26 protein-coding genes, 1 tRNA gene and 1 pseudogene are annotated in these 23653 nt (G+C 66.2%); 6 read left to right on the top strand and 22 right to left on the bottom strand.

Annotated features, from left to right (window positions below; all coding sequences use genetic code 11):
- The first annotated feature begins 210 nt into the window (after window positions 1–210).
- Entirely contained in the window at window positions 211–696 is a 486-nt protein-coding gene (locus ACY48M_RS07480; RefSeq protein WP_462819643.1) for a DUF4145 domain-containing protein, read from the top strand.
- Window positions 697–781: 85 nt separating this feature from the next.
- Here ACY48M_RS07480 and ACY48M_RS07475 read toward each other — a convergent pair.
- The 5 genes and pseudogenes from ACY48M_RS07475 to ACY48M_RS07455 all read right to left on the bottom strand — a co-directional run.
- Window positions 782–958: pseudogene (locus ACY48M_RS07475) on the bottom strand (pyridine nucleotide-disulfide oxidoreductase); the annotation flags it as partial.
- A gap of 102 nt (window positions 959–1060) precedes the next feature.
- On the bottom strand, window positions 1061–1951 hold the full coding sequence (locus tag ACY48M_RS07470) for a hypothetical protein (RefSeq protein ID WP_462819642.1): 891 nt from the start codon (window positions 1949–1951) through the stop codon (window positions 1061–1063).
- Between the two features lie 47 nt (window positions 1952–1998).
- Window positions 1999–3432 (bottom strand): dihydrolipoyl dehydrogenase family protein, encoded by a 1434-nt coding sequence (locus ACY48M_RS07465; RefSeq protein WP_462819641.1) that lies wholly within the window; start codon window positions 3430–3432, stop codon window positions 1999–2001.
- A 59-nt stretch (window positions 3433–3491) separates the two neighbouring features.
- Complete coding sequence (locus tag ACY48M_RS07460; RefSeq protein ID WP_462819640.1) at window positions 3492–4841, bottom strand: permease prefix domain 1-containing protein; 1350 nt, start codon at window positions 4839–4841, stop codon at window positions 3492–3494.
- Window position 4842: 1 nt separating this feature from the next.
- The gene (locus ACY48M_RS07455) at window positions 4843–5190 is read right to left on the bottom strand and encodes a PadR family transcriptional regulator (RefSeq protein ID WP_462819639.1); all 348 of its coding nucleotides are present in this window, start codon (window positions 5188–5190) and stop codon (window positions 4843–4845) included.
- A gap of 347 nt (window positions 5191–5537) precedes the next feature.
- Between ACY48M_RS07455 and ACY48M_RS07450 the strand changes: the two genes are divergently transcribed.
- On the top strand, window positions 5538–5972 hold the full coding sequence (locus ACY48M_RS07450) for a hypothetical protein (protein ID WP_462819638.1): 435 nt from the start codon (window positions 5538–5540) through the stop codon (window positions 5970–5972).
- Window positions 5973–5985: 13 nt separating this feature from the next.
- On the opposite strand, the gene ACY48M_RS07445 is transcribed toward ACY48M_RS07450, so the two are convergent.
- From ACY48M_RS07445 to ACY48M_RS07410, 8 genes are all read right to left on the bottom strand, one after another.
- Entirely contained in the window at window positions 5986–6465 is a 480-nt protein-coding gene (locus ACY48M_RS07445) for a hypothetical protein (RefSeq protein WP_462819637.1), read from the bottom strand.
- On the bottom strand, window positions 6462–7607 hold the full coding sequence (locus ACY48M_RS07440) for a hypothetical protein (RefSeq protein WP_462819636.1): 1146 nt from the start codon (window positions 7605–7607) through the stop codon (window positions 6462–6464). The genes ACY48M_RS07445 and ACY48M_RS07440 overlap by 4 nt, the downstream gene beginning before the upstream one ends.
- 225 nt (window positions 7608–7832) lie before the next feature.
- Window positions 7833–7991: a hypothetical protein gene (locus ACY48M_RS07435; RefSeq protein WP_462819635.1), complete on the bottom strand. Its 159-nt coding sequence runs from the start codon at window positions 7989–7991 to the stop codon at window positions 7833–7835.
- A gap of 127 nt (window positions 7992–8118) precedes the next feature.
- Window positions 8119–9600, bottom strand: coding sequence for a serine/threonine-protein kinase (locus tag ACY48M_RS07430; protein ID WP_462819634.1), 1482 nt, complete (start codon window positions 9598–9600; stop codon window positions 8119–8121).
- Window positions 9601–9672: 72 nt separating this feature from the next.
- Window positions 9673–10614 (bottom strand): type II secretion system F family protein, encoded by a 942-nt coding sequence (locus ACY48M_RS07425; RefSeq protein ID WP_462819633.1) that lies wholly within the window; start codon window positions 10612–10614, stop codon window positions 9673–9675.
- A complete protein-coding gene (locus tag ACY48M_RS07420) occupies window positions 10602–11489 on the bottom strand; it encodes a type II secretion system F family protein (protein WP_462819632.1) in 888 nt (295 codons plus the stop codon). Before ACY48M_RS07420 ends, ACY48M_RS07425 begins: the two co-directional genes overlap by 13 nt.
- Window positions 11486–12709: a CpaF family protein gene (locus ACY48M_RS07415; protein ID WP_462819631.1), complete on the bottom strand. Its 1224-nt coding sequence runs from the start codon at window positions 12707–12709 to the stop codon at window positions 11486–11488. The genes ACY48M_RS07420 and ACY48M_RS07415 overlap by 4 nt, the downstream gene beginning before the upstream one ends.
- Before the next feature lie 104 nt (window positions 12710–12813).
- Entirely contained in the window at window positions 12814–12972 is a 159-nt protein-coding gene (locus ACY48M_RS07410; RefSeq protein WP_462819630.1) for a hypothetical protein, read from the bottom strand.
- 81 nt (window positions 12973–13053) lie between these two features.
- Between ACY48M_RS07410 and ACY48M_RS07405 the strand changes: the two genes are divergently transcribed.
- Window positions 13054–13135: transfer RNA gene (locus ACY48M_RS07405), tRNA-Leu, on the top strand.
- A 124-nt stretch (window positions 13136–13259) separates the two neighbouring features.
- Window positions 13260–13997 (top strand): DedA family protein, encoded by a 738-nt coding sequence (locus tag ACY48M_RS07400; protein ID WP_462819629.1) that lies wholly within the window; start codon window positions 13260–13262, stop codon window positions 13995–13997.
- 4 nt (window positions 13998–14001) lie between these two features.
- Here ACY48M_RS07400 and ACY48M_RS07395 read toward each other — a convergent pair whose 3' ends face one another.
- The 6 genes from ACY48M_RS07395 to ACY48M_RS07370 form a co-directional block, all read right to left on the bottom strand.
- A complete protein-coding gene (locus ACY48M_RS07395) occupies window positions 14002–14691 on the bottom strand; it encodes a metal-dependent transcriptional regulator (RefSeq protein WP_462819628.1) in 690 nt (229 codons plus the stop codon).
- Entirely contained in the window at window positions 14688–15542 is an 855-nt protein-coding gene (locus tag ACY48M_RS07390; RefSeq protein WP_462819627.1) for a metal ABC transporter permease, read from the bottom strand. Before ACY48M_RS07390 ends, ACY48M_RS07395 begins: the two co-directional genes overlap by 4 nt.
- The gene (locus tag ACY48M_RS07385; RefSeq protein WP_462819626.1) at window positions 15539–16291 is read right to left on the bottom strand and encodes a metal ABC transporter ATP-binding protein; all 753 of its coding nucleotides are present in this window, start codon (window positions 16289–16291) and stop codon (window positions 15539–15541) included. Before ACY48M_RS07385 ends, ACY48M_RS07390 begins: the two co-directional genes overlap by 4 nt.
- A complete protein-coding gene (locus ACY48M_RS07380) occupies window positions 16284–17252 on the bottom strand; it encodes a metal ABC transporter substrate-binding protein (protein WP_462819625.1) in 969 nt (322 codons plus the stop codon). Before ACY48M_RS07380 ends, ACY48M_RS07385 begins: the two co-directional genes overlap by 8 nt.
- A gap of 148 nt (window positions 17253–17400) precedes the next feature.
- Window positions 17401–17985: an RdgB/HAM1 family non-canonical purine NTP pyrophosphatase gene (gene rdgB / locus ACY48M_RS07375; protein WP_462819624.1), complete on the bottom strand. Its 585-nt coding sequence runs from the start codon at window positions 17983–17985 to the stop codon at window positions 17401–17403.
- Between the two features lie 9 nt (window positions 17986–17994).
- Window positions 17995–18966 (bottom strand): hypothetical protein, encoded by a 972-nt coding sequence (locus ACY48M_RS07370; protein WP_462819623.1) that lies wholly within the window; start codon window positions 18964–18966, stop codon window positions 17995–17997.
- A 47-nt stretch (window positions 18967–19013) separates the two neighbouring features.
- Here ACY48M_RS07370 and ACY48M_RS07365 point away from each other — a divergent pair, with 47 nt between their 5' ends.
- Entirely contained in the window at window positions 19014–19637 is a 624-nt protein-coding gene (locus tag ACY48M_RS07365; RefSeq protein WP_462819622.1) for a hypothetical protein, read from the top strand.
- Here the strand turns inward: ACY48M_RS07365 and rph are convergent.
- Complete coding sequence (rph, locus tag ACY48M_RS07360) at window positions 19634–20365, bottom strand: ribonuclease PH (RefSeq protein WP_462819621.1); 732 nt, start codon at window positions 20363–20365, stop codon at window positions 19634–19636. The genes ACY48M_RS07365 and rph overlap by 4 nt on opposite strands.
- An 80-nt stretch (window positions 20366–20445) precedes the next feature.
- On the opposite strand from rph, the gene ACY48M_RS07355 reads away from it, so the two are divergent.
- Entirely contained in the window at window positions 20446–20877 is a 432-nt protein-coding gene (locus tag ACY48M_RS07355; protein WP_462819620.1) for a BLUF domain-containing protein, read from the top strand.
- A gap of 33 nt (window positions 20878–20910) precedes the next feature.
- Here ACY48M_RS07355 and murD read toward each other — a convergent pair whose 3' ends face one another.
- Together murD and ACY48M_RS07345 are read right to left on the bottom strand one after the other, a co-directional pair.
- Entirely contained in the window at window positions 20911–22236 is a 1326-nt protein-coding gene (gene murD, locus ACY48M_RS07350; RefSeq protein ID WP_462819619.1) for a UDP-N-acetylmuramoyl-L-alanine--D-glutamate ligase, read from the bottom strand.
- Complete coding sequence (locus ACY48M_RS07345; protein WP_462819618.1) at window positions 22233–23648, bottom strand: MurL-like N-terminal domain-containing; 1416 nt, start codon at window positions 23646–23648, stop codon at window positions 22233–22235. Before ACY48M_RS07345 ends, murD begins: the two co-directional genes overlap by 4 nt.
- Between the last annotated feature and the right edge of the window lie 5 nt (window positions 23649–23653).

Here is a 23653-nt window from a genome sequence, read left to right as displayed (position 1 = left end):
TCTCATCGATGCGCGTTCTGTGGTAACCAGACCCACTTCACGGCTAGATCCGGGCGAACCTACGACTCGGAACGCCGTGGTGCCCTCAACGACTCGGAGCGCCAATATTCAAACTGGTACCACAGAGCAAAGCTGGCTGTCGCTGCAACATGTGACGCCTGCCATGCATATAACGTCGCAACGGGTTTGACCACCTGGCGCACATCAACTGTGACTATCACGAACCTCGGCCCCAGTGAAACCCTCACGGTGGAGGCAGAGAGCATGACCAACGTGACTTGGTCTCCACCCTCAATGGTCAAAGCCGACACTGAGTTTCTCCCGGAAGGTGTCGCCGGGTTTCTCCAGGAAGCTCACGACGCGCACAGCATCGGAGCACATCGAGCAGTCCTTCTGCTGGTCCGCAGCGTGATCGAGGCTACCGCGCGAGATAAGGGGATCGAGTCAGGCTCCCTCGTGCAGAAGATCAACAATCTTCACACAGGAGGCCACATCCGCACCGGCACTAAAGACATGGCCCACACTCTGCGCATCCTCGGAAACGATATGGCCCACGGAGAGATCGATGCCTTACCGAGCGTAGAAGACGCAACCGACGCCCTCACAGTCGTGAAGTTCGTCCTCGACGATGTCTACGTCGCAGACGCTCGACGCGCAGACATGATGGCACGACGATCCGTCCCGCCCACCGAATAGCCGTCTCAAGAGAACACCCGACACCCCGAGTGCTGCCAGGGGAAGAACTTTCGCGCTGTTGTCGGTCACATGCTGCCGGTCAAACTCAAGCGGAGTCGCGGCCGTACGTCTCGAGCAGCCGCAACCAGATCTCGCTCACGGTGGGGTGGGCAGGCACGGCGTGCCAGAGCCTGCTCACGGGGACCTCGGCCGTGACGGCGATTGTGGCCGCCTGCAGGAGTTCACTGACATCCGAGCCCACGAAGGTCGCACCGAGCCTGACGGGCGCGGTCGATCACGAGCGGGCTTTGCCCGTGTAGGCGTCTTCGCGCACGCCAGTCCACGCAAGCGGCCGACCTTCTGCGCGACTAAGCGGAACCTGCGCTTAGGCCCATCGCGGGTCCTCATCAACTGGAGACATTCCGAGAATCTCCCGCGCGGCATTTAGCGAAGCAACTGCTTCGCCGAACGCCAGCACATCAAGGTGTACAACATCGACGCTCAGACTCTTCTCGTCGCCCCGACGCCCAAGGCGCACCGCGGCAGCCGACCCGAGGGGCTCGACCTCGGCGACGAGGCGGGCGATGAAATCTACTTCATCCATCACTAGCGGCTCTGCTTCGTGCATGAACGCTGCGAGGACCGTTTCGCAGGCTTCGTAAGCGTTCAGGAACACGGCTCGAATATCGTGCAGACCAGGCGCATCTTGCCAGAGCGCAGCGCACTCATTCCACTGCCGCTGATTCTTCGCGTTCGTGGAGTCGGCGGCGCCGCGTGCGCAAATTGCCAGAACATCGACCATTGGGCGAGCGCGACTCGCACCGCTGGCCGGGTCACGGTCAACCGAGATGGTGATGGCGGCGGAAGCCGGGGGACTGTGCTGATCCAGATTGCGAAGCATCCAAATGAAACGGTAGGTGGGGAGACCCCGGTATAGCGTTTCAAAATTCGCAGGCGCACTGCTCGCTGTCGGCATCTCGAGCGTTCGAGAGATAGATTCGATCGACGCGCGGAGACCCGTAAACGCAGTGAGGGCGGTGCTTAGTCGTCCGTTTAGACGTGAGCGGAACTCCCCTCGCTGGTAGTCGAGGTGACTCACCGACGGGAGTTCCTCGAGAACTTCATCGAGCGCGTTGAGCGCGTCCACCAAGGGGCCGAACAGCGCATGGCTACTGAACTCTCTGAGCCGGGCGAGCGCGGCAGGAATGCGAGCTCGCTCGTGATCAGTGAGAGGACGATCCTGCCTGATTTCGTGTTCCCCCTTGGTGCCGGCCATTGACCCAAGCATCCATCCGTCGCCGTCAAGCATTGCCACCGGCTGCCTCACGCCGAGTCGCGGCCGTAGGTCTCGAGCAGCCGCAACCAGATTTCGCTCACGGTCGGGTAGGCGGGCACGGCGTGCCAGAGCCTGCTCACGGGGACCTCGGCCGTGACGGCGATTGTGGCCGCCTGCAGGAGTTCACTGACATCCGCGCCGACGAAAGTCGCCCCCACGACGACATCGCGGGCACGGTCAATCACGAGGCGGGCGGTGCCCGTGTAGCCGTCTTCGCGCACGCTCGCCCCGGCGACGGAACCGATCTCGTAGTCGACAACGGCGGTGTCGAACCCGGCGTCGTTCGCTTGCACGGCGGTGAGCCCGACCGACGCGACCTCCGGATCGGTGAACGTCACCTGCGGCACCGCGCGGTGGTCGGCCGTCGCAAGGTGGCGGCCCCAGTCGGCGTCATCGACCGGCTCGCCCTTCGCGCGCGCGACGATCACATCGCCGGCCGCACGAGCCTGATATTTGCCCTGGTGCGTGAGCAGCACGCGGCCGTTGACATCCCCCGTCGCGTAGAGCCAGTCGACGCCGAGCACCCGCATGGTGTCGTCGACCTCAAGCGACCTGCCGGCGACCAGCTCCGCGCCGTGCACCGTCTCAAGGCCGAGATCGTCGGTGCGGGCCGTGCGGCCGGTCGCAACCAGCACCTCGCTGGCCCGGATGCTGCGGCCATCGCTCGTTTCGAGCACCACCCCGTCGTCGTCCCGGTGCACGCTCACGGTGCCCGTGTGCTCGAGCACGGTCGCCCCGCGGTGCCGCAGCGACGCGGCGACACGCTCCCCCGCGAACGGTTCGAGGTTCGCGAGCAGCGCCCCGCGCGACACGACCGTCACGTCGGTGCCGAACTCGACAAACGCGGTCGCCATTTCGAGGGCGACCACACCGCCGCCGATGATCACGAGACTTTCGGGCACCTGCTGCACGCTTGTTGCCTCGCGGCTCGTCCACGGGTTGGCGGCGCGGAGTCCGTCGATGTCGGGCACCGCAGCATCCGAACCGGTGGCGACGACCACCGCGTGGGTGGCGGTGAGCACCGTCGTCGAGCCGTCGTCTGCGGTCACGGTGACCTCGCGTTCACCGCTGAGGCGTCCGTGGCCTCGCACCAGGTCGATGCCGGCGCCCTCGAGCCACGACACCTGGCCGGCGTCGGACCAGTCGCCCGCGAAGGAGTCGCGGCGGGCAAGCACGGCGGCGACGTCGAGTCTGCCGGTGACGGCCTGCGCTGCGCCAGCGACCCGCTGGGCCGAGCGCAACGCTTGCGCGGGCCGCAGGAGCGCCTTCGAGGGCATGCACGCCCAGTACGAGCATTCGCCGCCGACGAGTTCGCTTTCGACGATCACCGCCGAGAGGCCGCCCTGCACGACCCGGTCGGCGACATTCTCGCCAACAGCGCCGGCACCCAACACGATCACGTCATACGCATGATGCTTCATCGCACGAGTATCGCACCGCGATCATGGCGACGGCAGGGCGGATGCTCGCTGCCGCCGGGTCACGCGAAGCCGAAGATCGGCGGCACGAGCAGCACCACGACGGTCACCCAGCTGGCGAAGACGAAGAGGTATTCGGTCTGCCAGCGTTCGAGGTGCAGGGCGGATGACCGGCCGGCGAGCTGCCGCGCCGTGAACCACACGGTGCCGCCAAGGTTTACGAGCAGCAGCAGGTTGAGCCCGAGGGCCGCCACCCGGTTCGGAGTGAAGCCGAGCTCGCCGACGCGCGTGAACATGGCGAAGAGGATGAGCAGGTCGAGCACGATCGCGGCGACAACCGTGACGAGCCGGATGACGTCCATCACTCCAGCGCGGTTGCGGGAGTCTCGGGCGGAGATGCCGTAGACGACGAGGCCGAGCACGACGAGCAGCAGCACATCGAAGACCGTGAGGAGCTCGCGATCGAAGTCGCGCCCGACGCCCGCGACCGTGTAGGCGACCGCCGCGACGACAAGCATGATGCCGAAGAGCGGCGTGAAGATCGCGGTGAGCACTGGGGCGAGATTCTCGATGACGCTCTTCTTCGCCTCGACGAGCCACGCCGCAACAACCACCGCGCCGGCCGCGCCCGAGGGGACGACCCAGTCGATGACCTCTTCGATGGCATCCGGGGCGATGGGGCTGAGCACGGCCGCCGTGAGCACCATGAGCACGCCGCCGCCGAGCGCGATGAGCGCGTAATAGATTGCCCACTCCCCCGTGAAGCGCACAAAGTCCATCCGCTTCGCCGACGAGCGGATGTCACCATCGACGTAGGCGACACCGACCGCGAACCACAGGGCCACGGGCAGGTGGATGGCGACGAGGATGTCGGTGCTCGAGGCATCCGGAAACGGGAACAGGTTCACGGCGAGCGTGACCGCGGCGACCACCCCGCCGAGCAGCGCGGTGCGACGCCACGGCATGCGACGCACGACGACGAAGTATGCCGCGAGCACGGGCAGCACGAAGAGGCCGAGGTTGCGGAGGAACCAGGCGTCGGGGCCCGGGAGCTCGGCGACGAGCCGCGCCACCTGGATGAGCACGGCCGCGAGGGCGGTGAACGCGAGCATGGTCACGATCGGGCGGCGGCGGTCTTCGACTTCGGGGGTCGCAATCGCGAGGTGCTTCCAGAGCCGGTCGCCGTGCTCGCGCGCGAATTCGGCTGTGATCGCGTCGACCTCGCCGAGGCGTCGCACCGCGATGAGGAACGCCTCATTGCTCGTGAGCCCGGCCGATGTGAGGTCGGCGATCTGGTCGCGGAGGTGGCTTTCGAGTTCGTCGGCGTCGGTGTCGTTGACCGTGCGCCCGCGGAGGATCGCGGTGCGCCATTCTGCGATGTTCGGCTCAAGGCCGGTCATGTTGTCGCTCATGTCAGGCCCCCGCCGCGTGAAAGTTCGGACCCCAGAGCCCGCCGAGCGTGCGGTTCGCGGTGGCCCACTGGCGGCGCTGCTCGGCGAGCTGTGCGCGGCCGGAGTCGGTGATGTCGTAGTTGCGTCGGCGCCGGCCCTCTGGTGAGGTGCCCCACGTCGCGGTGATGTAGCCGGTGCGCTCAAGGCGGTGCAGCAGCGGGTAGAGCATGCCGTCGGTCCACTCCACCTCACCGCCCGAGAGTTCGCGCACGCGCTTGAGAATGGCGTAACCGTAGCTCGTGCCCTCGACGAGAATCGCGAGCACGAGGGGCGTCGCCATGGCGGCGACGAGGTCCTTGTCGATATTCATGATGCCTCCTGGTGCAACAGCTTATACCTAGAACTGCAAGGTACATGGGAGTTCTAGGTATGCATGTGCTCAGAACCCGACCTGCAACACGAAAATCCCGGGGTAAATCGCGAGCGCGGGAGGTTAGGTTGATAGGCACTCGGGGCAGGGCCATACCACCCCGCCGGCTACCTCCCAGGCCGTCTCGAAACCGTAACAACGTGGGCAGATCGGGTCGTTCTCTATATGCGCCTACTCTGACATTGGCGAAGGCGACGGGCACCTCAGAGAGCGCGCTGATCGCGACCTGAGGTCCTTCTTCGGGGACCAGACTCGACCATCATCAGTGGGTCGGGCAGGATGGGACTGTGGAAGACACTGTCGCCCTCTGGATTCAAGCCGTAGCTGTCGTCGTAGCAATCGCGACGGGCGTGGTCGCGATCGTCCTGGGTGCGGTCGATCGACGTAATTCTCGGATCATCGCCGAGCAGGACCGAGTGTTCACGCGGCTGATGGTGGAGCGCGAGCTCCTCTCACGCCTGCTCGAGAACTACAACAAGGGCGGCTCGACCGATCGAGAAGAGGTGTCCCGGATGGGAGCCGAAGCCCTGACCCTGATCGGACTGGTTGGAGAACGCAGACTTCCCGAACTTTGGGCAAGTCACATCGAGAGCGAATCAGCTCTGCTTTCGCTGCTGGATGACCCCGAAATGCCGGATTGGAAGAAGGAGGCGATCCGTGTGCAGATCGCTGTTATCCGAAACCAAAACAACCTGGAGACCGTCGCTCCCGAGCGCGACTAGCTCGTTGCGGTAGTCAGGCCGCGGAAATGTCGATGTCGAGCTCACCGTCTTTTCGGGGCTCGCGAGTGGGTATCTCTTTGCGCTTCATCGCTGCTGCCCATAGTTCGGCGCGCAGCTCTTTGAGTGCCAGGCGATCGAGGTCGCGGGCGTCGACGTAGCAGTGACCCGGCGACCGCTTCTCTCCCTCCCCCAGACGAGTTGTGGAGTCGTCGATCACGCGGGACCGGGCGACGATCACCTCCGCTGGTGTCAGCGCCCAGACGCCGAGCGACGGACTCTTGGCGTTCGCGGTGTGCCAATCGCGGCTGTCCTGCGCAGTGACGACGTCGGAGCGGGCGTAGGAGGGCTTGCCTGCATCGGCGGTCGCCCCTGTGAATGCGTGGGTTGCGATGTTGCTCCCGTGCATGAGGTGCACTGTGATCTGTCGATAGATCAAGTCCTCCCCCACCATTAGGCTCTCGCCTTCGGCGAGTTCCAGATCCACGGCGGTCACGCTTCCTCACCGACTGCGAAGTTGACCGCCTCCTGCAGGTTGGTCGTAGCCTGGAGAGATGCTCCGCCAGTCGCCGGCCGGGCGAAGAGTTCGAACTCGGCATTGCCCGTCACCTCGATGCTGCGCACCATCGTGAGGGTTGCCCACTCGAGGATGATGCCGCCCTCTTCCGTCGGGAAGAAGCTCGGAAGGTCCCGTCCCGCGTCCGCGAGCGCCTGCATGATGGAGTTGGCCGCCTCGAGCGCGACGACTGCGACCGGTGCGGCGTCGCTCGAGTCGCCCCAGCCAGTTGAGAGCTGAGCGAACTCGATCAGCCGTGCCGCCCAGGGCCCGGTTCCCGGCACGAATTCCTCGACGGCATAGGTCTCAGTAAATCGCCAGGGGCTGCCGTCTCTCTTGTGCTGCAGCAGCCCTTCGACGCGGAGGATGGGGCCTTGGTCCGGCGAGTCGAGCAGTTTACGGATGTCGTCGATCAAGGCACCGTCAGTGTCGTAGTGACCGATCAGCCGACCGTGCTGAAGGCTCTCAAAACGATATGTAGCCTTCTCGGCATCAACCTCGGTGATGCGGCCCACGACCGTCTCAGGGTGCGCCGACAGCTCGCCCGCGACAGATGATGGGGGCTCCGCTAGGAAGTCCTCCAGCGTGAATGTCTCGACGACCTCTCGTCGAGTCGACGCCGTTATCTCAGTGGGAGGGCTCGAGCGTCCGGCCGTGTAGACCTGGATCGACTGCCCCTCCTCGAGGGTTGTTCCGAGAAGCACGATGCGTTCGCGCACTTCGGCCGCAAGCGCTGCCGGCATTTTTGGGAGTTCGCGCGCCTCGTACGCGGCCGCGATGGACTCGTTAATCGTGTCGTCGGCCCGTCGCTGATACTCCTGGAACATCGCGTGCTGTTCGAAAGCCAGCAACACATCGGCGCTGCCGTCTTCTATCGACTCGATCGTGAGGCTGACCTCGTCGTCAAAGTCGACCGGGAGCGTTTCACCAGGATGATCCTGCCGCCAGGACGATCGCGCCACGATTCGCAGCAGCTCCTGATACCGCTCAAGCTCGATGAGAGAGTCGATCGGGAGCCTTCCGCCTGTAAAGCGTGCCCCGGTCAGCTTGATCCGCCGAACGGAACTTTCAGGCTGTGTCACACCCAAAGACTAGTGCTCACCCCGATAAGCAACTAGGTCGGGGCCGACCTATGACTAAGTGTCAGTGGCGCGATGTGTCATCGGTCGACGCCGGACGTGTTGCCCTCGCAAGCGGCGCGACGACTTGCGTAGTGCCGAAATACCTCGTGCCGACCAGGTAACTGCGCCTGCAGGCGCAACACGTCATCTGACTCGAGGAACGACGTGTCGCGCTGCGCTGGCGCGCTAGTTGTCGGCGGGGAGGTCCATCGTGCCGTCAAGCTTGACCATCGCGAGCGCAGGGTTGGCTACTCCGAACGCGGCGCTCATCTCGACGCGGGCGACGAAGAGGTTGCGTTCGAAATCTTCCTCGTTCCCGATGAGGATCGTGATTGGCAGGATCATTAAGACGAGTGCGCAGGGTGCAATCTCCCCGGAATAGTGGCGACCGCCTGTGCCTCAACGAAGCAAGCTCTCGTCATTGCAATCTGAGAAATGTGCATGCACACTCGAAAACCGAGCAGTACCTCGTCTAGCGCTGACGAACGGGTCGATTCGTGTTCCCGTCCGGAAGCTGAGAAAGCCGCGGGAACTGCCCGGTCGCGGCCTGACCGAAACGCTCCGCCCAAAAATCTACGAACCGGTCTAGATCCCCGATGTCGAGAGGGACAATTCCGTACCCGAGTTGGCCGCCGCCAAACCCACCTCGGAGCGCCCCGAGTCCTTCGGCCGGGGGAGCCGCACGAGGTTCGTTTTCGAAGTCAGCACCCATGCCCTGCATGAAACCCAACTCGAACCATGAGTATGAGCGCTCGGCTTCGAAGTCGGCGAAGTAGAGCGAGTGGGAGCGGGAACGCGTGCGACCACTATTCTCGAGCCGGATATGGCCGTACGCGATGACATCGAACGGCGACGAATCGCTGCCTGAAAAGTCAGATAGACCGGAGATGATCAGCCGGGCTTGCCCCAGCGCGAGCGTCGCGGCGCCGTCGCGTGAGCGAGATACCGCCGTCGCCGGAGCGCTATCGGAGATGAACTCGATGACCTCTTCAATCAATGCCGAGTAGCCTCCGCGGCAGCTCATCGCAAGAGCTTCTCTTCGCTCGCGTTCTGTGCGGATGGCCTCCGCGGCGGCTTGCTCCGCGGCACGAGTTTGCAGGACTGCCGACTGGGCAGCAGCGAGGGCGCTGCCACCACGTGTCGCAGCTTCCGCCCCTGCCCGTCGGAGCCGGTCGATGAGATTCCCCGCCGCGGGACGCGCCCCGGGCGCTTTGCTCAGAGACTCGCCCACAATCCAGGACAGCTTGCGACTGCCGGGCAGGAGGTCCGGCACGGCGTTCAGGTGTTGGTCGCGAAGAACGTCATTCGAGCCAGTGAATGGACGCTGACCAGCGAGCAGTTCGTATGCGATGACACCGAACGCATATACATCTGTCGCTGCAGTCGCGTGCTCGTACCGCCACTGCTCGGGCGCGGCATACTCGGCAGTGAAGGAAAATTTCCGAGTGTCGCCAGCGGTCGCCGCGTCAGCGTATCGCGCGATTCCGAAGTCGCATAGCGCCCAAGCTCCATTGAGATAGAGGACGTTCTCGGGCTTAATGTCGCGATGAACGACTACGGGGGCAATGACGTTCAGGGCCTCGGCCAGATCCGTGAGTATGGCAATCGCCTCGCCTGCACTGACGCCGGCGTTGATCTTCTGCCGAAGCGAATAGTCCGCACGCGGCATGTAAAGCACGAACGAGTCGGGCGTCTCTTCCACGTGCAAGATTGGAACGACGTGGGGCGAGCTAGGTGCGTCCTGCGCGATGAGTTGCTCGCGCGTCGCACCTTCTGCTTTGGGCACGACCTTGGCCGCGAGTTGATCCGCACCCGGCCCATAGGCCAGGTATACCTTGCCGAATCCGCCGCTGCCGAGCGATTTACTCGAGTCCCATCCCCATGTGGTCACGAGACGAACATAGCGGACAAATCTCGGGCACCCGAAGGGAACCGTGGTGCGCGTACGCGGCACTGGTCAGACATAGACGCGGCACGGACACGCAGCACTTCAGCGATGGGCGAACCGCGGCGGAACTGTGATCGCTCAGAACCCAACCTGCAGCACAAAAATGCCGGGGTAGATCGCGAAAATGATCGTGATCGGCAGGATGAGGAACACCAGCGGCACGAGCATCGCCACCTCCTTCTTGCCAGCGAGCTCGAGCAGGCCGCGCTTCGTATCCTCACGGGCATCCTGGGCTTGAGCGCGGAGCACCTCGGCGAGGGGCGAACCGCGCTCAAGCGCGATCGTCATCTGGTCGACGCAGCGGGTGAACGCTGGCAACTGCAGGGCATCAGCGCAGCGGCGGAGCGAATCGGCGAGCGGCAACCCCGTCGTCACCTCGGTGAGCACGCCACCGAGTTCTCGCGAGAGCTCGCCGCTGCTCGTGCGCGAAACCCTGCGCAGCGCATCGACGACTCCCTCCCCCGCGGAGAGGCTCAGCGTGAGGAACTCGAGCACCATCGGCAGCTCGGCCGAGAGGCGTGCCATCCTGCGGGCGGCGCTGCGCTGCAGCATCCAGTCGCGAAGCACGAGTCCCGTCGCACCACCGATCACCGCAGAGCCAACTCCGAAGACGATGGGTGACGTCTGCTGCGACGCGGTGATGATCGCGATCGCGCCGCCGAGGGCCACCCCGCCGAGCACCGCGAGAAGCTGTTGCGAGCGGTACCCCTCAAGGTCGAGCCGCGACGCGGACTGCCGCAGGCGGAGCTGCTGCACCGCGGCACCACCGAGCACGCCGGCGAGCGCCCGACGCAGCGACCCGAACACCGGACCAAACAGCACGCCAATGACGGGAAGCGGGTCGGATGTTTCGCGGTGCAGATGCGCGCGAGCTCCGGCCGAGATGTCGGCGACATATGGTGCAACTCGGCCGGCGAGCCGCGGCGCACCGAACCTCGGAATCTGCGTCGCGAGCACCCACAGCCCGAGCCCCAGTCCGCAGCCGCACACGATCGCCCAGGCGACGCTCACCGAAACCATCGCTGCTCCTCGGGCAGGCGACCGATCGAGAGCATGATGCGATAGGCGACGACTGTGACGACGAGCCCGGCGACGATGAGCGCTGCGCCACTGGGCGTGTTGTAGGCGGCAGCGCCCTCAGGTCGCGCAGCGAGAAGCAACAACACGATCCACGGTGCCGCAGCCCCGAGCCTCGCGGCGTTCACCACCCACGACTGCCTCGCCTCGACCTCCGAACGAATGGCAGCCTCCTGGCGAAGATACGACGACAGACTGCGCAACACGGTCGTGAGCTCTGTGCCACCCACCTCACGTGACATCCGGAGGGTTTCGAGGATGCGGTCGGCGACCGGGTCGGCAAGGCGCTGCTTGAGCCGGTCAAGACAGTAGGCGAAGTTCGCCGTCGACTGGTAGTCGCGGTCGAAGTCGGCGAAGGCGGCTCGTGTCGATGCAGGGCCGACCGCGGCGAGCGCCGCAAGCCCGTCTGGAAGCGACAGCCCGGACCGCACCGCGGACACGAGATGGTCGACCACATCGGGCCAGAGCGCCCGGTTCTGGCGGCGCTTCGCTCGCGAACGCCACGAGATGACGACGTACGGCGCAGCCCCCGCCGCGAGGCCGGCCGCGACGGCAAGCGCCAGGACCGGCACGAACGCGAGCGTGATGGCGGCGGCGAGCACCGCGACGAGCACCGTGACGGCGGCGAAGGTTGCCGGCGTCACCGTGGGGACGCCCGCGAGAATGAGGTGCTCTCGCAGGCGCACGGTCGACGGAGAGCTCGCTCGTTGCGGAGGCGTCGCGGGCCGCGGCCAGAGCGTCGGTGCCGCAACGAGGAGCAGACCGGCGCCGAGCAGACACCCGAGGAGCGCTGGCACCACGGGAATCGCGGGGCTCACATCGACTCCACGAGGCTCGCGAGCTCTGTTGCGTCGAACTTCGCGATGCGCGGTGGCACGGCGCCCGTCGGAGCCAGCACACCGGCCGTCGTGGCAAACAGCTCCACAGATTCGACCTGGCCGGCTGCCACTGCCCCTGTCGGCGCGGCGATCGTCGCGACGCGGCGGTGTCCGTCGCGACGCTGCTCGCAGTGCACCACGAGGTCGACGACGCTCGCCACGGTGGGGAGCACGAATGAGGAGTCGATGTTGCGCCCGGCGAGGAGCGGCAACACCGACAGTTTTGTCAGCGCGTCACCGGCCCCATTCGCGTGCACGCTGCAGGCCCCTGGCACACCTGAGTTGAGCGCGATGAGCAGGTCGAGTGCCTCCGCCTCGCGGACCTCGCCGACCACGAGCCGGCTCGGGCGCATGCGAAGCGCTTCTTTGATCAAGCGGCGCAGCGTGACCTCGCCGGTGCCCTCGAGGCTCGGCTGTCGACACTGCATCGCGACGACATCACGGCCTCGCAGATCCAACTCGAAGGTCTCCTCCACCGTGATGACCCTGTCGGTGGGTTCGGCCTCAGCCAGCAGCGCCCCCAGCATGGTCGTCTTGCCCGCATGGGTGGCCCCCGAGACGATGATGTTGAGGCCGGATCGCACGGCAACACGAAGGAACGCGGCGGCGCCCACCGGAAGCGATCCTCGCGCCACGAGATCGTCGAGCGTCGCGATGCGCCGTGAAAACTTGCGGATGTTCACCGCCCACTCGCGGCGCGTGACATCCGGAATCGCAACATGCAGTCGTGAGCCGTCGGGCAGCGACGCATCGACGAAGGGTGAACTCAGATCGACGCGGCGCCCCGTGGATTGCAGCATCCGCTCGACGAGGTCGCGCACCTGGCCGGAGGTGAGGGTCAGCGATGTGCGCTCGGATGTTCCGCCACGGGCGACATAGACCTTGTCAGGCGCGTTGATCCAGATCTCCTCGATGTTCGGGTCATCGAGGAACTGCTGGAGCGGGCCGAGCCCGACAAGGTCGGCGACGATGTGTCGCGCCGTCTCACGCTCATCGGCGAGCATTGGAACACTGCCACCGAGCGCACGCTCGCTGTAGCGCTGCACCTCGTCCAACACGTACCGGTCGGCAAGCGCCCGGTCGGCGGAAAGGTCAACGCCCTCACGTCGCACCCGTTCTCGCACGCGCTCGGTGATGAGTGCGACGGGGTGGTGCGGCATGCCCGCTATGGTGGCGCACATCGCTCGCGCGACTCGAGAGTTTTCCACAGCTCTAGCGCGTGACTCCCGTGGTCACGCGGTGCCGGTCTCGCTACTTCGCGGTGCTACTTCGCGCTGCCGCGCCCTCGAATGCCGCCAAAGACCGCGGTGACGACAAAGAGGATGAGACCGATGACGGCAAGCCAGAAGAGGCCCTCCACGACAAACCCAATGATGGAGAGAACGACCCAAATGGCGAGCAGGAGGAGAATGATCTTCAACATGCGATCAACGGTAGGCGCGGTGCCTGGGTACATTCCCAGACTCGGCGAGGTGGGCATGCTCCCGTAGACTGGCGGCTCCGCGCGGGAGTGGTGAAATTGGTATACACGCCAGATTTAGGTTCTGGTGCCGAAAGGCGTGAGGGTTCAAGTCCCTTCTCCCGTACTCAATACAGAACGTCAAATGACCCGCATCATCCGGTCGACGGACGCACAACACAGGCTCTGCCGGTTACGCTGAGAACGCGCGAAATCGTGCCACCCGCCCGTCCGTTGGAGTCCCGCGCTTGATGCCCACAGCCCTCATCCCCTGGCTCGACCCCGAGACGCTCATCCTCGGGTTCGGCGCCTTCGCCCTGGTCGGCGTGTGCTTCATCGTGTTCGCCGAGACCGGGCTGCTCGTCGGGTTTTTGCTGCCGGGCGACACCCTCCTCATTATCACGGGGGTGCTCACGTTTGCAGGCGTCATCGACGTCGATATCTGGTGGGTGTGCCTCGCCATTGCTTTCGCCGCCTTCCTCGGCGGAGAGGTGGGCTATCTCATCGGCCACAAGTTTGGGCCGAGCATCTTTGAGCGCAAAGACAGCGGCGTCTTCAGCCGAGAGAATGTCGAACGCACCAACGCGTTCTTTGTCCGCTTCGGCGGCATCTCCGTCATCCTCGCCCGGTTCGTGCCAATTCTCCGCACCTTCGTGCCGGTGGCGGCCGGCATCGGCCACATGGACTACCGCAAGTACTCGCTCTATAACGCAATCGGCGCCATGATCTGGGGGGCTGGGCTCACGTTCGTGGGGTTCGTGCTCGGCTACATTCCCCCGGTTGAGCGCTTCGTGCGCGACTACATCGACCTCATCCTGCTCGTCGCGGTCGCGGCGACCCTCATCCCCACCGTTTACCACTACGTGCAATCGAGCCGCAAAGCGAAGAAGGCCCGGCTGGCGGGCGAGCCGCCGCTCACCGATGAGGAGGTCGTGCTCGACGCGGCCTACTTCGACCAGGACCCGAGCAACGACCCCGACAAGCAATAACGCGTCAGTCGATCGACACCCAGATCGCTTCGGCAGCCTCATCGCCAATGTCGAGCTCGGCGCCACCGAGACGCACGGCAAGCGCCCCACCGAAGGGTTTGCGGCCCACCACGGTGACCGGCGCATCGAGCACAAAGCCCTCCGCGGCAAAGTAGCGCAACAGCTTCGGGTCACGATCGCGGATGCGCACGATGCGCCCCGTGTGGCCGTCGTTGGCCTGCGCGAGCAGCACCGCCGAGGGCATGTCCACCTCGCCCCGATCGGTGGGGATCGGGTCGCCGTGCGGGTCTCGCGTTGGCCGGCCGAGCTGCTCAAAAATGGCCTCGAGCATGCGATCAGAGACGGCGTGCTCGAGCACCTCGGCCTCGTCGTGCACCTCGTCCCAGCGGTAGCCGAACGACTCCACCAGCCACGTTTCGATGAGTCGATGGCGTCGGACCATGCGGAGGGCAAGCGTGCGCCCCTCGGTCGTGAGCGTGATGGCGCCGTATGGCACATGATCGACGAGGCCGGATGCGGCAAGCTTCTTCACCATCTCGGTCACCGTCGAGGCGGCCAGACCGAGGCGTGCAGCGAGTGCCGACGGCGTCGCCGGCGTGTTCTTCCATTCGCCGAAAGAGTAGATCGCCTTGAGATAGTCCTCGACCACACTGTTGCTCGCGCTGCCGCTTGCACCACTGCCGCCGGGGCTCATGCGGTTGCCGCCCTTCGCCGCCGCAGCGCCGCCGTCACAACGCCGCCCCGCGAACCGAAGAGGTAGGCCAGCACGAATGCGGCGGCCTGCGCGAGCACGACCGCGCCACCCGTCGACACGTCGAGGTAGAAACTCGCATACACACCGGCGACGCTCGCGACGACCGTGACGAGCACGGAGAGGACGAGCATCCGGCTGAAGCGCTTCGTGAGGAGCGACGCGGTCGCGCCGGGGGTGATGAGCATGGCCACGACGAGGATGATACCCACCGCCTGCAACGCCACGACCACCGTGAGTGCAAGCAGCCCGAGCATGAGCGCCGAAAGCATGCGCGTGTTGATGCCGATCGCGTTGGCGTGGCTGCGGTCGAAGGCGAAGAGCGTGAAATCGCGGCGCTTCACCAGCAGGATGGCACACGTGACGGCGGCGATCACGACGACCTGCACGATGTCGCTGTCGCTCACCCCGAGCACGTTGCCGAAGAGGATGTGGCCGAGATCGGTCTGGCTCGGGGTCGCCGAGATGATGACGATGCCGAGGGCGAACAGCGAGGTGAAGACGACGCCGATCGCGGCATCCGACTTTATTTTGGTCGTCGCGCGCACGCCACCGATGAGGGCGACCGCGCCGACCCCGAAAATGAAGGCGCCGACCGCGAACGGCCAACCGAGCAGGTAGCTGATGGCGACACCCGGCAGCACGGCGTGCGAGACGGCATCGCCCATGAGCGACCAGCCGATCTGCACGAGCCACGTCGACAGGAGGGCGCACGTTACGCCGGCAACGATGGTCACAAGCAGGGCGCGCGTCATGAAGTCGAACTGCAGCGGCGCCAAAAGCCACTCGATCATGTCGCCCCCAACCCGAACGCCATCGCCAGCCGCTCTGGCGTGAGCGCCTCGGCCGGCGGCCCATGGAACAGCACGCGGTTTTGCAGCAGCACCACCTCATCGCAGAGCTCCGGCACCCCCGCGAGATCATGCGTCGAGATGAGGATGCCGCGACCCTCCGTCGCAAGCGATCGAAGCAGCGCCACGATGGTGTGCTCCGAACCCTTATCGACGCCCGCAAACGGCTCATCGAGCAGCAGCAGGCTCGCCTCCTGCGCGATACCGCGCGCCACAAACACGCGCTTGCGCTGCCCACCGCTGAGCTCGCCGATCTGACGGTCGGCGAGCTCCGTGAGCCCCACCCGCTCGATCGCGTCGGCCACCGCGGTGCGGTCAACAGCGCGGATGCGACGGGTGAACCCCTGCCGACCGAACCGCCCCATCATCACCACGTCGGCCACCGACAGCGGAAAATCCCAGTCAACCGCCTCCGACTGGGGCACATACGACACCAAATTCGAGCGCCGGGCACGAGCAGGGTCGCCACCGAAAAGACGGATGCTGCCCGCGAGCGGCTTCACCGATCCCATAAGCGAACCGAACAGGGTCGACTTGCCCGAGCCGTTCATGCCGAGCAGGCCGATCACGCGGCCAGGCTCGAGCGTGAGATCCACCGCGTCGAGGGCCCGCACGGCGCCGTAGTGCACGGTGAGACCCGTCACATCGATCATGGGGGCGGCGGGCATCCGGTCGCTCGCGGTGTCAGTCATCGGCGCTGACTCCATCCTCGCTAAGCCCATTGCTGAGCCCCGCGGCGATGACCTCGACATCGTGGCGAAGCAGGTCGAGATAGGTCGGCACGGGCCCGTCAGCCTCGCTCAGGGAGTCGACGTAGAGCGCACCGCCATATTCGGCACCGGATTCGCGGGCGACCTGCCGCATGGCGCCATCGTCGACCGTCGTTTCGCAGAATACGGCGGGTACATCGTTGTCACGGACCAGCTCGATCGTGCGCGACACCTGCTGCGGGGTGCCCTGGCTGTCACTGTTGACCGGCCAGAGGTAGCCCTCCGTGAGGCCGAGGTCCCTCGCGAGATAGCTGAAGGCACCCTCGCAGGTGACGAGCACCCGACGCTCCTCTGGCAGGCCCTCCACAACGGTTTCGAGTTCGAGCGCGATCGCCTCAAGCTCGGCGGTGTAGTCGGCCGCGGCCGCCTCGAAATCGGCCGCGCTCTCCGGCACGAGATCGCTTAGGCCGGCGGTGATCGCCGCAACATATTCCTGCCCAGCGATGGGCGACATCCACGCGTGGGGGTTCGGCCGCCCCTCGTAGTCACCCCCGCCGATATCGATCGGTTCGATGCCGTCGGTGAGCACGACGTGCGGCACGTCGATTCGCTCCACGAACGCCTCGAACCAGCGCTCCAGCCCGAGACCATTGTCGAGAATGAGATCGGCGGATGCCGCGCGCGTGAGATCGGACGGCGTCGGCTCGTAGCCGTGAATCTCTGCGCCCACCTTCGTGATCGACTCAACCTCGACGGCGTCCCCCGCGATGACACGGACCATGTCGGCGATCACGGTGAAGGTCGTGAGCACGAGCGGGCGGTCACGCTGCTCGGGCTCGGCGGTCGAGCATCCGGCGAGCACAGCGACCATGGCCGTGACGAGGGCCGCGCCGAGAAGTGAGCGCGCTCGAACGACACGCTTCGTCCTCGAAGATTTCGGCATACCGAAATATTAGACCCAGGTCTGCCGCAATGCACGCCAAAGGTCAATATTCGCGCCAACGGGGGCGAGGAAGCGCGAGAATCGACCTCTCACGGGGCGCGCGAGGGCGAGCAAGGGCGCGAGGGCGTGTGAGCGCAGGCCCGGCTCGCTAGCCGAGGAGGTGGGCGCGCACCTTCGGGATGAGCGCTCCGAACGCACGCGAGCGGTGGCTGATCGCATTCTTCTCGTCGGGGCTGAGCTCGGCCGAGGCGACGTCGAGACCCTCCGGGCGGAAGATGGGGTCATACCCGAACCCACCAACGCCGACAGGGGCCGGAAGGATCGTGCCAGGCCACACCCCGAGCACCGCGAACTCCGTCTCGCCATCCGCGAACGCCGCGGCACACATGAACTCGGCCGCACGGTCCGCGCTGTCACCGAGGTTCTCGAGCAGCAGACGGTAATTGTCGGCGTCGTCGCGCGTGCCGGCATAGCGTGCCGAACGGATGCCCGGCTCACCGCCAAGCGCCGCGACACAGATCCCCGAATCATCCGCGATCGCCGGAAGCCCCGTGTGTTCGGCCGCCGCCCTCGCCTTGATGAGCGCATTCGCCTCGAACGTGTCGCCGTCTTCGACCGGCTCCGGGCCGTCATAGCCGATGAGCTCGATGCCCTCGAGCTGGTCGCCGAGAATGCGGCGCAGTTCGCCGACCTTGTGCTGGTTGTGCGTTGCGAGGACGAGCGTTCGTGTCATTCGTCGAGGCTAGCGCGCCCGCGACGGTCGACGTCGATGGGCGAGCAGCGCAAGCACCGCGCCTGCGAGGGCAAGGCCACCCGCCGCGAGTGCAATCGTGCCCGACTCCTGGCCGCCATACGCAAGCTCTCCGGCAGGCGCATCGGAAGATACCGCCGTCTCTGGTGCGGGCGTCTCCGGGACAGGCGTCACCGGTGGCTCCGGGGCCGCGGCGACAAACCTCGCGAAGGTGCCGAGCGTCGCCTGGTCTATGGGGCCGTCGACGAAGGGTGAAAGCTGGTTGAAGATGAACGAAGTGATATGCCCATCGACCACGGGTGAGACGCCCCCGGAGTACGGCTCGGAGTAGGTGTTGGTGCCGTCAGAGATGCAGACCTGGCCGGCGGCGATCCCCGACCCCGCGGGATCTTCTACGGAGAAAGCGAGGTAGACCGGCTGGGGCGCGACGACGATGTCGTAGCGCCACTCTTCACCGTCAATCACCTGGCTCGCCGTGATCGTGCGAGATTCATAGGACACCCGGTAGGCGACGTCGTAGGCGTTGCTCGCGGTGTCGCACCCGGCCGGGAGTTCGGACACCCCGACTGCGGCGACCCCTGCGATGTCGGCGGTGACGACGCCCTCATACTCGCGCTCCTGCGGAGTCGGCGCACCGGTCTCGACAACGTCTTGGAGCCCGGCGGCGAGCCCATACGCAGCAACCGCTTCAGAATCGGCGCTCGACATCGTCGCCGACGCGAGGTCGAACTCGGCCGGGAAGTCGATGTCGGATTCGAGCGTGAACTCCACCTTGCCCGCGCCATATTGCGGAATGCAGTCCATGTACCAGTTGTCACCGACCGTGTCGTTGGTGATCGTGTGCTGCGAAGCGCTGGTGCAGTCTGTGGTCACGGGTGCTGCGCTGGCGGGCGCAGGGATGCCGACAGCGGCTGTTCCGACCCCGAGCGCAGTAGCGCCGATGGCCGCGAGAGTCTTCTTCAATGGGGTATACCTTTCGGGTAGGCAATCGAGAGGATAACAGAATTACCGTGCGCAATATATCCGCCCCGCTCCCGCCGAGCGTCTACACCCGGGAGCGGCGGCTCGACACGGGACTGTGGTCTGTCACCTGTCGACTCGACGAACGCCATGCCGATGGAACCGTGACCGACGAACCTGACCTCACAGCGACCGTGCTCTGGCGCACCACCGAGGCCGAAAAGGGGCTCCTTCGCTTCGAGCTCGCGACATTCGCAGTAGGCGAGGCGCCCCCGACGTGGTTTGTTCACGTCGACGAACCTCGCGCCACTCCCGCAGCCACCAATCTCGTTGCGTTCGTCGACGATCGTGTGCCAGCCGGCACGATCATCTCGAAGTACCAGTTCGCCACCCTCGGTCTGCCTAGCGACCGGCAGGCCGCCGCTGTGCGGTGGTATCCATCGAGTGGGCTGGTGCACCAGATTTTCGTCACCCCCGAGTGGCGCCGCCAGCACCTCGCGACGCAGGTGCTCTATGCGGCAGGGGCCTTTCACCAGTCGAACGGATGGCCGGGCAAGCTGCACGGCGACGGGCGGCGCACCGAACTCGGCGAACGACTCGTGGCCGGGCTTCGGCATCCGGATCGGTTCCAGCCTCTCAGCGACACCATGCCGCCGATGGACGCGGAGCCCTAGGCCTGAAGCGCCGCCTGCTGCAGCGCGGTGAGCTGGGTCGTGCCCGCGAGGGCGAGGTCGAGCAGCTGGTCGAGCTCGGCGCGGTCAAACGGAACACCCTCCGCCGTGCCCTGCACCTCGATGAACTTGCCCGAACCCGTCGCGACAACATTCATGTCGGTGCCGGCGCGAACATCTTCCGTATAGGCGAGGTCGAGCATGGGCACGCCGCCGACGATGCCGACCGAAACGGCCGCAAGACTGTCGGTGAAGGGAGTCGCCTTTTGGGCGATGAACTTGTTGTCTTTGCCCCAGGCGAGGGCGTCGGCGAGCGCCACGTACGCGCCCGTGATCGCGGCGGTGCGGGTGCCGCCGTCGGCCTGCAACACGTCGCAGTCGATCACGATGGTGTTCTCGCCGAGGGCCTTCATGTCGACGACGGCGCGCAGGCTGCGGCCGATGAGGCGGGAGATCTCGTGCGTGCGTCCGCCGATCTTGCCCTTGACCGACTCGCGCTGCGAGCGGTCGTTCGTCGCACGCGGCAGCATCGAGTATTCGGCGGTGACCCAGCCCTTGCCCTTGCCGGTCATCCAGCGGGGCACGCCGTTCGTGAACGACGCCGTGCAGAGCACCCTGGTGTCGCCGAAGCTTACGAGGCAGCTGCCCTCAGCCTGCTTGCTCCATCCGCGCTCGAAGGTCACGGGGCGAAGCTGGTCATCGGTGCGGCCGTCGATACGCAAGTCAGTCATCCCGCAATCCTCCCACGGTCTCGAGACGCAATCGCAGCGGGCCTCCTAGGATGTGAAGGTCTCTCTCCACTGACCGAAGGTTGCCGTTGCTGTCAATCGCGTATGTGAGCGCCGCTCTGACCGACTTCTCCGAGGCGGACATCTCGGCCCTGTTGACACGGTCACGTGCCAACAATGAGCGCGACGGGCTGACCGGAGCGCTGCTCTACCATCGCGGCCGATTCGTCCAGATTCTTGAAGGGCCGGACGAGATGGTGCGGGCGCGATTCGAAACCATCGCCGCCGACCCGCGGCATCGCAACGTTCAGACGATGCGTGAGCAGAGCATCGTGGCACGCCAGTTTCCCGAATGGACGATGGGGTTCCGTCCCGTGTCCGACGAGTCAGTGCGAACACTGGAAGGGTTCGAAGACTTCTTCGGCCGCCGCGGCGAATCTCGTCTCATCCACGCGGAGAACGAAGCCCAGCAGCTGTTGGAATGGCTCGGCACGTTCTGGTTGCCGAAGGCCTGAACGGCGCGGTCGAGAGGCCGACGCGGAGCCCGCCTACGTCGCCGCGATCGCCTCACGGAACGCCGCCGCCCGCTCGGCGTAGTTGCGGTACTGCCCGTAGCTCGGTGCCGCAGGTGAGAGCAACACGACCCCGCCCTCGGGGGTGAGCGCGCGGGCCTGTCGCACCGCGTCGACCATGTCGCTCGCGATGACGGAAGGCTGCGATGTCGGCAGCAGGCCCGTGAGACGCTCCCCGCTCCCCGGCAGGCCGATGACGGCGGCGATCGGATGCTCCGCGAGAAACTCGACGAGCGGTGCGTAGTCGACCCCGCGGTCGGCGCCGCCGATGAGGAGCGTGAGGGGCGCCGGCGCGAAGGCGCGCATCGCCTCGATCGCCGCGTAGGGGCTCGTCGAGAGGGAGTCGTCGACAAAGGTGAGGCCGGAGGCATCCGGAATCTCCTCAAGACGGTGCTCAAGCGGTGCGAACGACCGCAGAGCTGCCTCGACCCTGGTCGATTCGGCAACGAGATCGACGGTGTCGGCGAGCACCGTGAGTGCGAGGCACGCGTTGAGGGCGTTGTGCTCACCGCGGAGGGCGAGCGCCTCACGCGGGGCGAGCCGAGCATCACCGAGGAGGAACCAGCCGTCGGCACCATGCACGCCCAAAGGGTCGCCCACCCACTCGATCGTGAGTGCCGGAAAGCGCTGCGTGACCTCGGCGACCAGCCGGGGGTCGAGTCCATTCGCGATGACCCTGCGCGGGCCGTTCGCCACAAGGTTGAGCTTGTCGGAATAGTATTCGGCCTCGCTGCCGTGCCAGTCGAGGTGCTCGGGAAAGAGCGAGGTGAGCACCGCCGTGTCGGGCGACACCGTGAGCCCCGCACACTGGTAGCTCGACAGTTCGACGACGTAGCGCGGCGACTCCGGCATCGCGAGCAGCGGCAGCCCGATATTGCCGCCGAGCACGGATGGGCCGAGCAGCGCATTCTGCAGGTGGTTGATGAGACTGCTCGTCGTGCTCTTGCCCTTGCTGCCCGTCACCGCGACCGTGTCGGCGGCGTGCGCGGCAAGCCACAGGCTCGTGCCCGATGTCACCTCGACGCCCGAGGAGCGCAGACGCACGAGCAGCGGATGATGGCGGCTCACCCCCGGCGACGCGACTACGAGGTCGACAGCGGTGTCATCGAGATGACCCACCAGCACCGGGATTCGCTCGCCCCACGCTGCCACCCAGGCGTCGACTCCGGCCGCGTCATCCGCATAGGCGACGACGGATGCCGCAGCCGCAGCCGCGAGCTGGGCGACGGCGTGCCCCTCCCGCCCGATGCCGACGATGAGCACGCGGCTTCCGCGGAACGCCTCGGCAAGCGACGCCGTCATCGCGCTGCGTGCCCGGCGCTCGTGATGGCACCGTCGAGGATGTCGCGGGCCGCGGCATACGCGTCGGGCATCGTCGGCGCGTACCGGTCGGCAAAGAGTGAAGTCTCCATCGCGGCGTCGCCGCGCAGCAGTTCCGGGGCGCGGGCGATGAGTGCCTGCACGACGGCGCTGTCGCGCCACTCGGGTGAGCGCGCCGCGAGACTCATCGCGACGGTCGACTCGGCCTCCTCGCCGACACACTCGAACGGTTTGTGGGCGTCGAGCCCGAGGAGCGAAGCGAAGCCGTCAACGAGCTCGGCGTTCTCAAACATGTCAGTGCCGACGATGCCGACGAGCCGCTCGCGCGACATGAAGGGCGAGAGGGCGAGGAACACGAACTGGCATTTCGCGCACACCCCGCACCAGCCGGGCTCGGCGCCCGAGATGCGGAACGCCCGGTTGCAGCTCACGATCGCCCGGTCGTAGCGATCCGTCTGCGCGAACTTCGCGGCGATGCGGAGCTCTGTGAAGGGGCGAAGCAGCGAGAAGTACGCCCCGCGCTCCCCCGTCTGCGCCTCGATCGCGCTCGCGAGCAGCAGCTCTGCGTCGAGCCCCTTCGACCACTGGTGGTTCACCGGCTGGCCATCCCACACGAGCGTCGCCTCGGCAGCGGAATTCTCGTTCGACATGACGACAGGTCCGAGGCCGAGGAGGCGCGCCTGGGCGATGGCGATGAGCGAGTTCATGGCGGTGACGGGCACGTGGCCGTTGCGCGCCCCGCGAGCATTGAGATCGAACAGCGCTGGGTCGAGCGTGCGGCGGGCCGCGAGGAACGGCAGCTCGGCCGCCTCGGCGACGCGGCGCATGATCGCGTTGGGGTTCACCGAGAACTGGGTGACGTCGAAGCCGGCGCGGCGAAGCGACTCCACCGTGACGACCGAGTCCTTGCCGCCGCCAACGGGCGCGAGCGGACGAGCGAGACGCTCTGCGGGCATCTCGGTGGCTGTGGCGACGTCGGCGAGCGCTCGCGTCAGAACCACCTCGGTGTCGAGCAGGCCGGGCAGCCCGGCACGGTAGGCGAACTCTGCGAGGCCATGGCGCAGCGACTCCGCGACGAACGCCCGCGCCGGCTCAGTCACACCGTCGACATCGAGCTCGTAGCGCGACGGGGCGGCCACCTTGAAATAGCTGAAGCCGAGCACGGCGCCGAGCAGCGGGAGGATCGGGGCGGCGGCGGCCCAGTCGGGCGTGGGGCCAACGTCGGGCAGCGCGAAACCGATGCGCTCCGTGAACGTGATGGTGGCGGCATCCGCGCCCTCGAGCGGCACGAGGGCATACGAGAAGTCGACCGCGCCGGATGCCTCGTCCACGGCGACGCCCGTAAACCGGAAGATGCCATAGGCGCCGGGGTCGAATGCGCCGAGAATGCTCACCGGGG

It is taken from the genome of Homoserinimonas flava (assembly GCF_054969005.1).
Note: the sequence above shows the minus strand (reverse complement) of the source record. Positions and strands in the feature narration are given on the sequence as shown.

Coding starts and splice junctions, on each gene's coding strand:
- murD (WP_462819619.1), bottom strand. CDS start 22,236: ATGACGGCGTCGCTTGCCGAGGCGTTCCGCGGAAGCCGCGTGCTCATC.
- ACY48M_RS07425 (WP_462819633.1), bottom strand. CDS start 10,614: ATGGTTTCGGTGAGCGTCGCCTGGGCGATCGTGTGCGGCTGCGGACTG.
- ACY48M_RS07415 (WP_462819631.1), bottom strand. CDS start 12,709: ATGCCGCACCACCCCGTCGCACTCATCACCGAGCGCGTGCGAGAACGG.
- ACY48M_RS07470 (WP_462819642.1), bottom strand. CDS start 1,951: ATGGCCGGCACCAAGGGGGAACACGAAATCAGGCAGGATCGTCCTCTC.
- ACY48M_RS07395 (WP_462819628.1), bottom strand. CDS start 14,691: ATGAGCCCCGGCGGCAGTGGTGCAAGCGGCAGCGCGAGCAACAGTGTG.
- ACY48M_RS07380 (WP_462819625.1), bottom strand. CDS start 17,252: ATGCCGAAATCTTCGAGGACGAAGCGTGTCGTTCGAGCGCGCTCACTT.
- ACY48M_RS07465 (WP_462819641.1), bottom strand. CDS start 3,432: ATGAAGCATCATGCGTATGACGTGATCGTGTTGGGTGCCGGCGCTGTT.
- ACY48M_RS07390 (WP_462819627.1), bottom strand. CDS start 15,542: ATGATCGAGTGGCTTTTGGCGCCGCTGCAGTTCGACTTCATGACGCGC.
- ACY48M_RS07385 (WP_462819626.1), bottom strand. CDS start 16,291: ATGACTGACACCGCGAGCGACCGGATGCCCGCCGCCCCCATGATCGAT.
- ACY48M_RS07410 (WP_462819630.1), bottom strand. CDS start 12,972: ATGTTGAAGATCATTCTCCTCCTGCTCGCCATTTGGGTCGTTCTCTCC.
- rdgB (WP_462819624.1), bottom strand. CDS start 17,985: ATGACACGAACGCTCGTCCTCGCAACGCACAACCAGCACAAGGTCGGC.
- rph (WP_462819621.1), bottom strand. CDS start 20,365: ATGACTGACTTGCGTATCGACGGCCGCACCGATGACCAGCTTCGCCCC.
- ACY48M_RS07460 (WP_462819640.1), bottom strand. CDS start 4,841: ATGAGCGACAACATGACCGGCCTTGAGCCGAACATCGCAGAATGGCGC.
- ACY48M_RS07455 (WP_462819639.1), bottom strand. CDS start 5,190: ATGAATATCGACAAGGACCTCGTCGCCGCCATGGCGACGCCCCTCGTG.
- ACY48M_RS07435 (WP_462819635.1), bottom strand. CDS start 7,991: ATGATCCTGCCAATCACGATCCTCATCGGGAACGAGGAAGATTTCGAA.
- ACY48M_RS07400 (WP_462819629.1), top strand. CDS start 13,260: ATGCCCACAGCCCTCATCCCCTGGCTCGACCCCGAGACGCTCATCCTC.